Raw genomic sequence first — 11941 nt, forward strand, 5'->3', positions numbered from 1 at the left:
GGCGGGCGCGGCCCGCCTATAACAACTTCGCCAGCTTCGCGCTCATCCGCGTCAGGTGCTTCGCGTGGTCGGCTTCGAGCCGCGCGTAGGCGCGGATCAGGCGCTGGCCGTACTCGGTGAGCCGCGCGCCGCCGCCGCTGCGACCGCCGGTCAGGCGCGTGACCACGGCGGCGCCGGCACGCTTGTTCATCGCATCGACCGCATCCCAGGCCGCGCGGTAGCTCATGCCCATCTGCAGCGCGGCCTGGCGGATCGACCCGGTTTCGTGGATCAGGCGCAGCAGCTCGATGCGGCCGGGGCCGGCGAGGGCTTCATCGCCGGCCATGAACCAGAACTGCGAGCGGACGCTGAGCGGTCGACGCGGCATCGGTGGACGGTCCGTGGGAGCTGGCCCGCAGCGTTCCACAGCGAGCCTGCGCCGGCAAGCGTTATATATCTCAATGCACAACGCTGGTATCTTTGACGGCCCATGAACACCACAGCCGATCCCCGCAGCCGCGTCACCGGCGTCGTCCTCGCCGGCGGCCGCGGGCTGCGCATGGGCGGCGTCGACAAGGGCCTGATCGAGATCGGCGGCCGGGCGCTGGTCGAAGCACCGCTCGATGCGCTGCGGCCACAGGTGGGGCGCTTGATCGTGAGCGCCAACCGCAACACGGCGCGCTATGCCGCGTTCGGTGTCCACGTCGTCGCCGACCTGCAGCCGGACTACGCCGGGCCGCTCGCCGGGCTCGCCGCGGCGGCGCAGGCCGCCACCACCGAATGGCTCGTCAGCGCGCCCTGCGATACGCGCACGCTGCCCACCGATCTGGTCGCGCGCCTGGTTCTCGCCGCCGAGCGCTTTGGGGTCGATGCCGCCTACGCCTGCGACGCCGATGGTCCGCAATACGTCGTTTGCGCGCTGCGCACCTCGCTGGCCGGCGCGCTTGCACGCGCCGCGGCGTCGTCGCGGCGCGCGCTGCGCGACTTTTTGCATGCGCAGCGGGCGGTCGCCGTGCACTTTTGCGACTGGCGCTGTGCAAATCTGAACACGCCGGAGGCTTTGACATGCTGATGTCGGCGCCTGAGCTTGCGTTCGCGCCGCTTGCCGACGCGCGCGGCCGGCGCAAGCGCAAGCTGCGCCTGTCGCTGACCGATCGCTGCAACCTGCGCTGCGTCTACTGCATGCCCGAGCATCCGCAGTGGCTGCCGCGCGACACGCTGCTCAGTGCCGACGAGCTGGCGCGACTCGCGCGACTGTTCGTCGAGCGCCTCGGCATCGACGAGATCCGTCTGACTGGCGGCGAGCCGCTGCTGCGCGACGGCATCGCCGACATCGTCGCGCGCATCGATGCGCTGCGCGGCGCCGGCCTCGCCCGCATCGCGATGACCAGTAACGGCGTGCGGCTCGATCGCCACGCCCGGAGCCTGCGCGATGCCGGGCTCGACGATGTGAACGTCAGTCTCGATGCGATCTCGCCCGCGGGCTTTACACGCCTGACCGGCGGCGAGCTCGCCCCCGTGCTGCGCGGCATCGACGCCGCGCGCGCGGCCGGACTGCCGGTCAAGATCAACAGCGTGATCCTGCGCGGGCACAACGAGGACGAGGTGCTGCCGCTGGTGCGCTGGGCCGTCGCCGAGCGTCTGCCGCTGCGCTTCATCGAGTTCATGCCGCTCGACGGCCGCGGTTACTGGAACGCCGAGCGTGTCGTGCGCGAGGACGAGATCCTCGCCCGGCTCGCGCCGCACTACCGCATCGAGTCCTGCCCGCCGACCGATGCCCCGGCGCACGAGTATCGCCTCGACGGCGAGCACGTGCTGGGCATGATCTCGACCGTGTCCAAGCCGTTCTGCCGGCGCTGTGACCGCGTGCGCGTGTCGGCGACCGGCCGGCTCTATTCCTGCCTGTTTTCCGCCGATGGCCCCGACCTGCGCGCCCTGCTGCGCGGCGGCGCCGACGACGAGTCGATCGCGGCGCGCGTGCGCGCGCACGTCTGGCACAAGGAGGCGGGCTACGCGGAGCGGCCGGGCTATGTCGAACGGCCGATCACGATGCATGTGATGGGAGGTTGAGGTGGAAGTCCGTGTACAGTGTTTCGGTCCGGCGCGCCGGCTCGCCGGCGATGAATGGCTCAGCGTGCAGCTCGACGAGCCGGCGACGGTTGCCGATGCGCTGGCCGCGCTGGCATCACGCGGCGACGAGTTCGCCGCGCTGCTGAAACAATGCGCAGTCGCGCTCGGCGACGAGATCGTGCGGCGGACCCATCCGCTCAAGTCCGGTGATGTCGTGGCGCTGCTCCCTCCCGTTGCTGGAGGCTGAAACGGATGACTGACTTCCCCCGCATTCAGGACACTCCGCTATCGCTCGACGCGCTGCTCGTCGGCTCCGAGCGCGACGATTGCGGCGCGCTTGCGATCTTTGCCGGCACCGTGCGCAACCATCACGACGGAAGACCGGTCACGCATCTGGTCTACACCGCGCACGCCGCGCTCGCCGACAAAATGATCCGCGGCATCGAGCAGCAGATCGCGCGGCAGCACGGCGTGCCGGTGTGCCGCGTCGTGCATCGCATCGGCGCGCTGCGCATCGGCGAGTCGGCGATCCTCGCCGTCGTGCGCGCGCCGCACCGAGCCGAGGCCTTCGCCGCGCTGCGCGCGCTGGTCGATGCGGTCAAGCACCGCGTGCCGATCTGGAAGGAGGAGTTCTATACCGACGGCACCAGCGCCTTCGTCACCGGCTGCTGTATCGCCGAAGACGCCGAAGATACCGGTGCGCACCCCCATCACGAACACGGGCACGGACACCAGCATGCGTGACATCACGCTCAAGCCGACGACGCTGCGCAGCGCCACCGCTGGCGGCCGTATCCGTGTTGGCGCCGACGGCGTCGCGATGGTGCGCGAGCGCCGCGTCGACAAGGGCGACGTGATCGAATGCGCCCGCATCGCCGGGATCATGGCGGTCAAGCAGACGCCTGCCTTACTGCCGCACTGCCATCCGATTCCGGTGCTCGATGCGCAGCTCGACTTCGCGTTCGAGGACGATGCGCTGGCGATTCGCGCGACGGTGCGCACGATCGCCGCGACCGGCGTCGAGATGGAAGCGCTGACCGCGGTCAGTGCCGCGGCGCTGTGCGTCTACGACATGATGAAGCCGCACGTCGATACCCAGACGCTGCGCATCGACGGCATCCACCTCGCCGAGAAAATGGGCGGCAAAACCCAGTTCGGCCGCAAGGCCAAGGCCGGGCGCGCCGCGGTGATCGTGCTGTCCGACACCGTGGCCGCCGGCAAGAAGCCGGACACGGCCGGCAAGTCGGTCGCGGAGGGTCTGGCGAACGCCGGCTTCGACGTCGCCGGCTACGAGATCCTGCCCGACGAACCGGCGCAGCTCGACCGGCGCCTGCGCGAATGGCTGGCGCAGCGGCCTGATCTGATCGTCACCGTCGGCGGTACCGGCGTCGGGCCGCGCGACAAGACCGTCGAGACGGTGCAGCCGTTCTTGACCACCGAGCTGCCGGGCCTGATGGAAGCGGCGCGCAGCTTCGGCCAGGCACGCACGCCGTACGCGATGCTCTCGCGCGGCATCGCCGGACTCGCCGGCGGCACCGTGGTCTGCACCTTTCCGGGTTCGCGCAAGGGCGCCGAGGAAACGCTTGCGGCGATCCTGCCCGGTCTGGTGCACCTGATCGAGGTCTGCCGCTTCTCGCGGCCGCATGACGGCGGCTACACGTGAGCGCAGTGCGATGATCGGCGTTGACGAGGCGCTCTCGCGCATCGCCGGCGCGCTGCCGGAACTGCCCGCCGAGACCATCGCCACGCGCGATGCGCTCGGCCGCGTGCTCGCAGCAAAGGCGCGCACCGCACATCCGCTGCCGCTGTTCGACCAGAGCGCGGTCGATGGCTATGCCGTGCGTCACGCCGACGTGCAGCGCGTACCGGTGACGCTGCCGCTTTCGACCACGGTGGCGGCGAGCGCCCAGGCCGCGCGCGCGCGGCTCGCGCCCGGCACCGCCGCGCGCATCTTCACCGGCGGGCTGCTGCCCTTGGACGCCGACACCGTCGTGCGTCAGGAGCTGACGCGGCGCAAGGCCGATGCGGTGACGATCCTCAAAGCGGTGGCGCCCGGTACCGATCTGCGCCGCCAAGGCGAGGAGCTGGCCAAGGGGAGCGTCGTCGCCGCAGCCGGCGCGCGCGTGACGCCGGGTCTGCTCGCGGCGCTGGCGCTCGCCGGCGCGCATCAGGTTCAGGTGCGGCGTCAGCCGCGCATCGCCGTGCTGATCAGTGGCGATGAGGTCGTGCCGCACGGCGCACCGCTCAAGCTCGGCCAGGTGCCGGACGCCAACGGCCCGCTGATCGGCGCGCAGCTCGCGCAGTGGGGCGTGCCCCCATCGTCGATCGATTATGTCGCCGATCGGGAAGACGCCGTGCGCACCGCGCTCGCAAGCGCGTTCGAACGCGCCGATCTCGTGCTCAGCAGCGGCGGCGTTTCGGTGGGCGACTTCGATTTCATTCCCTCGGTCGCCGAAAAACTCGGCGCCGAGCGCCTGCTGTGGAAGGTCGCGCAAAAACCCGGCATGCCGCTGTATGTCGCCCGACGCGGCGCCAGCCTGCTGTTCGGCCTGCCCGGCAACCCGGCCTCGGTGCTGGTCAACCTGCAGGTCTACGTGCGCGATGCGCTCGAACGCATGCTCGGCCGCGATCCGCGCGCACGCTGGCGCCACGCGATCGCGCCGGCTCGGCTCCATCGTGAGCAGGAAAAGACCTTCTGGCTGCGCGCGATCGTCAGCGCCGATGCGCAGGGGCAGTTGCGCCTTGAGACCTTGTCCGGTCAGGCCTCGCACATGCTCGGCAACCTCGCGCGCGCGAACGCGCTGGTGCGCGTACCGGGCATGAACGAAGCCGAACGCGTCGACACGCTGCGCTGGCTCAGTCTGTACGACTAGGGCCTGTTGACGCGATCAGTCCTCGTCCTCGTCGTCGTCCTCGATCGGCGACTCGCCGGTATCGAATACGGTGGAGTGGAACTCGAAGCTGCACCACAGCTTGAGGGTTTCGATGCTGCGGTCCGCCGGCCACAGGGTTTCGTCGGTGTACCAGTCTTCGAGCAACGCCTCGAAGATTGGCTCGTGGTTCAGGCGCAGCCAGCGCTCGAAGTCCTGACGGCTTTCGGCTTCGACGAGATAGACCGTCGGGTCTTCGTTGGCCTCGAGCAGGGTCATGCCGCCATCGCCGGTCGGATCGCAGCGATTGATCCAGTCCACGAACGGCTGTCGGTAACGGACGACGACTGCGGATCGGTTCAGCATGCGCCTTTGCTCCTCACCCGCTCAGGCCGGGCTGGCTTGGACCCGAGAGTGTGCGCGCAGTTCACGCGCGCCGCCAGGTTCAGCCGCTGCGTGGACGCAAGACCAGGGATGCCGAGTTGATGCAGTAGCGCAGCCCGGTCGGCCGCGGTCCGTCCGGGAACACGTGGCCGAGGTGGGCATCGCAGCGCGCGCACAGTACCTCGATGCGGCGCATGCCGTGGCTCAGGTCCTCGCGGCGGGCGACGTGACCGTGGTGCGCGGGATCGAAAAAGCTCGGCCAGCCGGTGCCCGAGTCGAACTTGGTGCGCGAATCGAACAGCGGCAGATCGCAGCAGACGCAGTGGTAGACGCCGTCGCGATGATCGTCCCAGAGCGCGCCGGTGAAGGCGCATTCGGTGCCACCCTGGCGGGTGACGCGGTATTGCTCCGCGGTGAGCTGGGCACGCCACTCGGCGTCGGTCTTGACGATCTTTTCCATGCGCATCTCCGTGACGGTGGGCCCGGACTGCGCGCGGCGCGCATTCCTGGCTGCGCTACTCTACGCCGCCTTCGCTTCGGGGAAACGCCATGCTCACGCTGCTTGCCGCGCTCGGTGGCGCCAGCGCCGTCGCCGCCATCGCCGCCGACTGGCGCGAGACCAAGCCGCCGCTGTTCCTACTGCTCAAGCCGCTGACGACGCTGCTGATCGCCGGCATTGCCTGGATCGCCCCGGCGTCCGACTACCGCAGCCTGGTGCTCGCAGGTCTGGCGCTGTCGCTGGTCGGCGACATCTGCCTGATGTTCGAGGGCGATGCGCCGTTCATCGGCGGCCTGTCGAGCTTTCTCTTCGCGCACCTGGTGTTCATGGCGGCGTTTCTGATCGGCCTGCCGGCGTGGCCGCTGCCGTGGTGGGCGCTCGGCTTCGTGGTCTATGGCGCGGCGTTCGCGGCGCTGCTGCTGCCGCGCGCCGGCAGGCTCAAGCTGCCGGTGCTGCTCTACGGCCTGGTGCTCACCGGCATGGCGGTGACCGCGTCGGTGCGCTACGGCGCCCTGCAATCGACCGGCGCGCTGCTCGCGCTGATCGGCGCCGGGTTGTTCCTGATCTCGGACAGCGCGCTCGGCACGCGCAAGTTCGTCGGCCGTTACCCCGGCGCGCAAGGTCTGATCCTGTCGACGTACTGGCTGTCGATCGGCCTGATCGCGGCCTCAGCCCTCGACGTTCAATAGCGGTCGAGAATCTTCTCGACATCCTTGCGGATCGCCGCCAGTGCATCGCTCACGGCAATGCTGCGGCGCCGCTCGCCATTGACCAGCGCGGCGAAGGCGATCCAGCCGCCGTCGCGTTTGCGCAAATACCCGGCGGTGCCGAACACGCTGTACGGCTCGGTCAGCGTGCCGGTCTTGAGCGCGACGCGGTCCTTCCACGCCGCGCTGCCGGTGCGCAGGAAGCGGCTTGGCGCCTGCCGCGGTACCACCAGGCCGGCGTAAAACCACGGGAAGGTGTCGGTAGCGCGGTACTGCTGGCGCAGCACCGCGACCAGATCGCGAGCCGACAGCCGGTTCTCGGGGGTCAGGCCACTGCCGCTGAACATCAGCGGGCGGTCATCGTCGCCGGTCGGCACCGCATAGCCGGCGTTGCGGCGTGCGCGCACGACCAGATCGGCAAGGGGCTGCGCGGCGCTGGCCAGCGTGGTCACCGGTGCCGGCGTGCGCTCGGCGGCCATCGCCAGCGTCAGCACGTCGGAGATGTAGTTGTTGGAGTAGCGCAGCAGGCGGCCGACCTGTTCGCGCAGCGGCATGCCCTGATGCGCCGCCAGCGCACGCGCGGCGCGCGGGATCGCGTCGGTGCTGACGCGCACCGAGCCGGAAACGCGGACGCCGAGCTCGGCGAGTACCTCGCGCAACAGCAGCCCGGCGCCGAGCGCCGGGTCGGCCATCGAGCGGTACAGACGCACCCCGCCCGCTGCCGCATGGACGCTGCCGCCCATCACCAGCGCCTCGCTCTCGGGGCGGGTGATGCGATCGAGCCACAGCCAGGTGTCGCTGCGCGTGCCGCGGGTCTGGATCGTGCCTTCGAGGGGAATCGGCACGTCGACCGCGGCGCAGCTTCGCACCTGTGCAGCGGCGCCCGGTGCATCGGGCAGCACGTCGACGCACCAGGTGCCGTAGTCCACGCCGAAGGCCGACAGCGGCGCGTCGTAGGCGGTATGGCTGCGCGTGAGCGCGTCGCAGCGATCCTTGGTCTCGCAGCCGAGCAGACCGAACGGCGCCGCCTGCACGACCAGATCGCCATCGACCTGCTCGACGCCGGAGCGTTTGACCTGCGCCGCCAGCAACCACAGCGCCTGATGGTCCAGCGTGGCATCGCCCTCGCTGTATACGATCAGGTCTGCCGGCAGCCGGCCGTCGGTGGGCGTGGCCATCGACAGGATCTGGGTTGCGAAGGTCTTGTCGCCGGGCCAGGTTTCGAGCGCGGCGGCTGCGAGCACGAGCTTGCTCAGCGATGCCGGCGACAGCCGCGTTTCGGCGTTCAGCGCCTGCAGGGTCTTGCCGGTATCGAGATCGACCGCGATCGCGGTCACGCGCGCGCCGCGCTGGGCCTGCAACTTCTGCAGCGCGTCCCAGGCAGCGGTAGCAGGGGTGGCGAGCAGCGCCAGCGCCAGCGCCAGCGCGCCGAACGCAGGCCACCGCGGAAAGTCCGTTTTCGTCATCGTCAACGTGATACACCGGCGCGCCGCGAAGTTCCAGCGCGAAAGCCTCAATCGACGTTCAGCGAGGCGACCCAGATCGCCGCGAGTCGCTCCAACCCGGCGCGATCGGCCTCATCGAAGCGGCCGCGGCTCGGGCTGTCGAGGTCGAGTACGCCGAGCAGCTCGGCGCCACGCAGCAGCGGCACGACGATCTCCGCGTTCGATGCCGCATCGCAGGCGATGTGGCCGGGAAAAGCATGCACGTCGGCGACGAGCTGCGTCGTGCGTGTCGATGCAGCCTTACCGCAGACCCCGCGGCCAAAGGGAATGCGCACACAGGCCGGCTTGCCCTGGAACGGACCGAGCACCAGCTCGCCGTCGCGCGCAAAGTAGAAGCCCGCCCAGTTCAGGTCCGGCACGCCGTGCCAGATCAGGGCCACCAGATTCGCCGCGTTGGCCACCGCATCGCATTCGCCGGCGAGCAGCGCCTGCGCCTGTTGCGCCAATTCGGCGTAGGCCGCGGCCTTGCCGGCGCCAGATGGAATCTTCAGTTGGAAACTCAAGCGCTGCTCCGTCGGGAAGTCCGCAGTATAGGGTGCGGGCTGTGTTATTATATTTAATATTAGTTCCGATTACGCTGTTATCGAACATCGAAGTGCCGGGCTGGTGGAATTTCCGGGCGCGTGTAGGACGCACCAAAGCTTAAGCTGTCCGCTTTGCCACCGCATCCGAGGACTCACATGCGTGCAACCGCTCTTTGCGCCATCGGCGCCGTACTGCTCGCCGCCTGCGGCCCATCGACACCGCCGACCACCGAATCCGCGGCGCCGACACAGGCGGCGAAGGCCGCGCCGCTGGGTTCCGGCATCGACCGCGCGCAGTTCGATCCGAAGGTGCGCCCACAGGACGATTTCTACCGCCACGTCAACGGCACCTGGCTGAAGAACAACCCGGTTCCGGCGGACAAGAGCAATTACGGCAGCTTCACGCATCTTGCCGACGAAGCCGAGGCGCAACTGCGTGCCATCATCGAGGAGGCCGCACGTGCCAAGAACCACCCGCCGGGCTCGGACGAGCAAAAGGTCGGCGACTACTACGCCGCGTTCATGGACGAGGCGCGCATCGAAAAGCTCGGCCTCGAACCACTGGCCGGCGAACTCGCGCGCATCGACGCCCTCGACGAGCGCGGCGAGCTGGCGCGGCAGCTTGCGCACCTCACGCGGCTGGGCGTCTACCTGATGCCGATGTTCGTCGACACCGATGCCAAGGATTCGACGCAGTACGCGCTGTACCTGTTCCAGGGCGGCACCGGCCTGCCGGATCGCGACTACTACCTGGACGAGGGCGAGAAGTTCGCCGAGATCCGCGCCAAGTACCGCGCCCACATCGGCAACATGCTGCGCCTGGCCGGCATCGAGGGCGCCGATGTACACGCCGCCGCGATCCTCGAACTCGAAACGCGCTTCGCCAGAGCGCAGTGGACCCGCGTCGACTCGCGCGACGCCGACAAGACCTACAACAAATACGGCTTCGACGAACTCGCCAAGCTGATGCCGAACTTCGACTGGCCGGCCTTCATCGAGGCCACCGGCATCGGCCAGTCGCCCGGCGTGGTGGTCATGCAGCCGAGCTTCTTCGAGGCCTTCGACGCCATCCTGCACGAGACCGATCTGGCGACGATCCGGCTGTGGATGAAGTGGCGGCTGCTGTCGACGTTCGCACCGCTGTTGTCGAAGCGCTTCGTCGACGAGAACTTCGCTTTCTACGGCACGACGCTCAACGGTATCGCCGAGCTGGAGCCGCGCTGGAAGCGCGGTGTCAAGGCCACCGAGGACGCGCTCGGCGAGGTGCTCGGCCGCATCTACGTGGCGCGTCACTTCCCGCCCGCGGCCAAGGCGCGCATGCAGGAGCTGGTCGCCAATCTGGTCAAGGCCTACGAGGCCAGCATTCGCGAGCTCGACTGGATGAGCGACGAGACCAAGGAGAAGGCCCTGGTCAAGCTGTCCAAGTTCACGGCCAAGATCGGCTATCCCGACAAGTGGAAGGACTACTCGGCATTGGTGGTCAAGGCCGACGATCTGGTCGGCAACGTGATGCGCTCGAACGCGGTGGAGATGGATCGCCAGATCGCCAAGCTCGGCGGGCCGATCGACCGCGACGAGTGGTTCATGACGCCACAGACGGTGAACGCCTACTACAACCCGGGCATGAACGAGATCGTGTTCCCGGCGGCGATCCTGCAACCGCCGTTCTTCGACATGAACGCCGAGGATGCGGTGAACTACGGCGGCATCGGCGCGGTGATCGGCCACGAGATCGGTCATGGCTTCGACGATCAGGGTTCGAAGTACGACGGCGACGGCAACCTCAAGAGCTGGTGGACCGAGGACGACCGTAAACGCTTCGAGGAGCGCACCCGTGCGCTGATCGCACAGTACGATGCCTACGAGGCCCTGCCCGGCCATCACGTCAACGGCGCCTTCACCATCGGCGAGAACATCGGCGATCTGGGTGGCCTGTCGATCGCGCTCAAGGCCTATCTGATGTCGCATCCCGAACCGCCGGTGATCGACGGCTTCACCGGCACGCAGCGCGTGCTGCTCGGCTGGGCGCAGATCTGGCGGCGCAACTACAAGGACGAGAACCTGCTGCAGCGGCTCAAGTCCGACCCGCATGCGCCGTCGGAATTCCGCGTCAACGGCGTCGTCCGCAACATGCCGGACTGGTACACGGCGTTCGACGTCAAGGAGGGCGACAAGCTCTACCTTGCCCCGGAACAGCGCGTGAAGATCTGGTGATGCGCCATGCCGGTACATGAACGCTGGGTGAAATCCCCCACCGCGGCGGCCAGATCCGCTAGACTGCACCGCTGTGACGCACGCCGTTTCGGGGCGCCACGGTAACCACAACAAGGCTGCTCACCAAGGAGATTTCCCAGATGAAGAAGACAGCGTTCGCGCTGGCGTTGGCCGCGGCTGCGGGTCTCGGGACCGCCCAGGCGCAGGACTACCAGATGGAACTCGAAGCCGGTTACTCCGACTTCAATCCCGATGTCGGCGAAGGCGACTCGGCCTTTGACGTCGCGTTCACCTACTACCTCGATCGCGTCGCAACCGCCGGCCGTCCGCTCGCTGAAGCCGCGTTTCTCGCCAACGCGAGCAATCTCGGCATCGGCTATTTGACCTTCGACGACGCCGACGCCGACGCCATCGGCGTCAATGGCGAGTTCTGGTTCAACCAGCTCTACCTGAACGGCAGCTACACCGCGGCCGAAATCGGCAATGTCGACGTCGACACCATCGGCGTGCGCGCGGGCTGGATGCTGATGCCGAACCTTCGCATCGCCGCCGGTGTCGACCGCACCGACGTCGATGTGCCCGGCGCCGAGGAGACCGACGACATCGTCGTCGAGGGTAAGTACGTCGCCGATCTGGGCGGCGGCATGGCGCTGAACGTCGAGGGCAGCGTGACCTTCCTCGACGATCCGGCCGACGACGAGGTGTTCGAAGTCGCCGCCGACTACTACCTCAACCCGGCTTTCAGCATCGGCGCCGGCGGCTCGTTCGCCGACCAGGACGACAACTTCCTGCTGCGCGCGCGCTATTTCGTCACGCCCGCGATCGCCGGTCAGGTCGAGTACTTCACCCAGAACGACGGCGACGACGACGTCTTTCGCGTCTCGGGTCTGGTGCGCTTCTGATCGGTCACGATCAGCCGTTGTATCGGCCGGGGGCGGGCGTGATCCCGCCCCCTTTTCATGCGCACCGCGGCCGTGCGGCGGCCACCCCGCCGTCGACCGCGAGTTCCCAGTTGTCAGGATTTTCCCGACATCGCCGCGCCGCTCGGATACATCGCGCGTCACGCCTAGCCCGGATCCGTCACGAGTAGGCTGCTGAGAAGGCACGGCGGATTCGCTGTTGCCCAGTAGAATTCGGTTGTCGAAGCCAATTCTCTGGAGCGAATCCGCCGTGACGGAATGCTACCAAG

Annotated in this window: 14 protein-coding genes; 9 read left to right on the top strand and 5 right to left on the bottom strand. The window is 68.4% G+C overall.

The features are described from left to right. Positions 1-16: 16 nt before the first annotated feature. Complete coding sequence (locus ABSH63_RS13120; protein WP_352890324.1) at positions 17-367, bottom strand: winged helix-turn-helix domain-containing protein; 351 nt, start codon at positions 365-367, stop codon at positions 17-19. Between the two features lie 102 nt (positions 368-469). On the opposite strand from ABSH63_RS13120, the gene mobA reads away from it, so the two are divergent. Genes mobA through ABSH63_RS13150 form a run of 6 tightly spaced genes read left to right on the top strand, consistent with a single transcriptional unit; the run spans position 470 to position 4922 of the window. Next, positions 470-1051: a molybdenum cofactor guanylyltransferase MobA gene (gene mobA / locus ABSH63_RS13125; RefSeq protein WP_352890325.1), complete on the top strand. Its 582-nt coding sequence runs from the start codon at positions 470-472 to the stop codon at positions 1049-1051. Further along, positions 1045-2049: a GTP 3',8-cyclase MoaA gene (gene moaA, locus ABSH63_RS13130; RefSeq protein ID WP_352890326.1), complete on the top strand. Its 1005-nt coding sequence runs from the start codon at positions 1045-1047 to the stop codon at positions 2047-2049. Before mobA ends, moaA begins: the two co-directional genes overlap by 7 nt. Position 2050: 1 nt before the next feature. Continuing rightward, positions 2051-2296 (top strand): MoaD/ThiS family protein, encoded by a 246-nt coding sequence (locus ABSH63_RS13135; protein ID WP_434223274.1) that lies wholly within the window; start codon positions 2051-2053, stop codon positions 2294-2296. Positions 2297-2301: 5 nt separating this feature from the next. Continuing rightward, positions 2302-2793: a molybdenum cofactor biosynthesis protein MoaE gene (locus tag ABSH63_RS13140; protein ID WP_352890328.1), complete on the top strand. Its 492-nt coding sequence runs from the start codon at positions 2302-2304 to the stop codon at positions 2791-2793. Next, entirely contained in the window at positions 2786-3712 is a 927-nt protein-coding gene (gene moaCB / locus ABSH63_RS13145; RefSeq protein ID WP_352890329.1) for a bifunctional molybdenum cofactor biosynthesis protein MoaC/MoaB, read from the top strand. The genes ABSH63_RS13140 and moaCB overlap by 8 nt, the downstream gene beginning before the upstream one ends. A 10-nt stretch (positions 3713-3722) precedes the next feature. Beyond that, positions 3723-4922, top strand: a complete 1200-nt coding sequence (locus ABSH63_RS13150) for a molybdopterin molybdotransferase MoeA (protein ID WP_352890330.1) — start codon at positions 3723-3725, stop codon at positions 4920-4922. A 15-nt stretch (positions 4923-4937) separates the two neighbouring features. Here the strand turns inward: ABSH63_RS13150 and ABSH63_RS13155 are convergent, their stop codons facing one another. Further along, on the bottom strand, positions 4938-5285 hold the full coding sequence (locus tag ABSH63_RS13155; RefSeq protein ID WP_352890331.1) for a hypothetical protein: 348 nt from the start codon (positions 5283-5285) through the stop codon (positions 4938-4940). 79 nt (positions 5286-5364) lie between these two features. Beyond that, complete coding sequence (gene msrB / locus ABSH63_RS13160; protein ID WP_352890332.1) at positions 5365-5763, bottom strand: peptide-methionine (R)-S-oxide reductase MsrB; 399 nt, start codon at positions 5761-5763, stop codon at positions 5365-5367. A gap of 89 nt (positions 5764-5852) precedes the next feature. Between msrB and ABSH63_RS13165 the strand changes: the two genes are divergently transcribed. Then, a complete protein-coding gene (locus ABSH63_RS13165; protein ID WP_352890333.1) occupies positions 5853-6491 on the top strand; it encodes a lysoplasmalogenase in 639 nt (212 codons plus the stop codon). Here ABSH63_RS13165 and dacB read toward each other — a convergent pair. Both dacB and ABSH63_RS13175 read right to left on the bottom strand, forming a co-directional pair. After that, a complete protein-coding gene (gene dacB, locus ABSH63_RS13170) occupies positions 6485-7975 on the bottom strand; it encodes a D-alanyl-D-alanine carboxypeptidase/D-alanyl-D-alanine endopeptidase (protein WP_352890334.1) in 1491 nt (496 codons plus the stop codon). The two genes, ABSH63_RS13165 and dacB, sit on opposite strands and share 7 nt — an antisense overlap. Positions 7976-8022: 47 nt before the next feature. Continuing rightward, on the bottom strand, positions 8023-8517 hold the full coding sequence (locus ABSH63_RS13175) for a GAF domain-containing protein (protein WP_352890335.1): 495 nt from the start codon (positions 8515-8517) through the stop codon (positions 8023-8025). 177 nt (positions 8518-8694) lie between these two features. On the opposite strand from ABSH63_RS13175, the gene ABSH63_RS13180 reads away from it, so the two are divergent. Beyond that, complete coding sequence (locus ABSH63_RS13180) at positions 8695-10752, top strand: M13 family metallopeptidase (protein WP_352890336.1); 2058 nt, start codon at positions 8695-8697, stop codon at positions 10750-10752. Positions 10753-10892: 140 nt separating this feature from the next. Continuing rightward, positions 10893-11654 (top strand): putative porin, encoded by a 762-nt coding sequence (locus ABSH63_RS13185; protein WP_352890337.1) that lies wholly within the window; start codon positions 10893-10895, stop codon positions 11652-11654. Positions 11655-11941 lie beyond the last annotated feature (287 nt).

Source organism: Sinimarinibacterium thermocellulolyticum, from assembly GCF_040327995.1.
GTDB lineage: Bacteria > Pseudomonadota > Gammaproteobacteria > Nevskiales > Nevskiaceae > Solimonas > Solimonas thermocellulolyticum.

Excerpts from the sequence above, each read along its gene's own strand:
- ABSH63_RS13120 (WP_352890324.1), bottom strand. The coding sequence starts at position 367 with ATGCCGCGTCGACCGCTCAGCGTCCGCTCGCAGTTCTGGTTCATGGCC.
- mobA (WP_352890325.1), top strand. The coding sequence starts at position 470 with ATGAACACCACAGCCGATCCCCGCAGCCGCGTCACCGGCGTCGTCCTC.
- moaA (WP_352890326.1), top strand. The coding sequence starts at position 1,045 with ATGCTGATGTCGGCGCCTGAGCTTGCGTTCGCGCCGCTTGCCGACGCG.
- ABSH63_RS13140 (WP_352890328.1), top strand. The coding sequence starts at position 2,302 with ATGACTGACTTCCCCCGCATTCAGGACACTCCGCTATCGCTCGACGCG.
- moaCB (WP_352890329.1), top strand. The coding sequence starts at position 2,786 with ATGCGTGACATCACGCTCAAGCCGACGACGCTGCGCAGCGCCACCGCT.
- ABSH63_RS13150 (WP_352890330.1), top strand. The coding sequence starts at position 3,723 with ATGATCGGCGTTGACGAGGCGCTCTCGCGCATCGCCGGCGCGCTGCCG.
- ABSH63_RS13155 (WP_352890331.1), bottom strand. The coding sequence starts at position 5,285 with ATGCTGAACCGATCCGCAGTCGTCGTCCGTTACCGACAGCCGTTCGTG.
- msrB (WP_352890332.1), bottom strand. The coding sequence starts at position 5,763 with ATGGAAAAGATCGTCAAGACCGACGCCGAGTGGCGTGCCCAGCTCACC.
- ABSH63_RS13165 (WP_352890333.1), top strand. The coding sequence starts at position 5,853 with ATGCTCACGCTGCTTGCCGCGCTCGGTGGCGCCAGCGCCGTCGCCGCC.
- dacB (WP_352890334.1), bottom strand. The coding sequence starts at position 7,975 with ATGACGAAAACGGACTTTCCGCGGTGGCCTGCGTTCGGCGCGCTGGCG.
- ABSH63_RS13180 (WP_352890336.1), top strand. The coding sequence starts at position 8,695 with ATGCGTGCAACCGCTCTTTGCGCCATCGGCGCCGTACTGCTCGCCGCC.
- ABSH63_RS13185 (WP_352890337.1), top strand. The coding sequence starts at position 10,893 with ATGAAGAAGACAGCGTTCGCGCTGGCGTTGGCCGCGGCTGCGGGTCTC.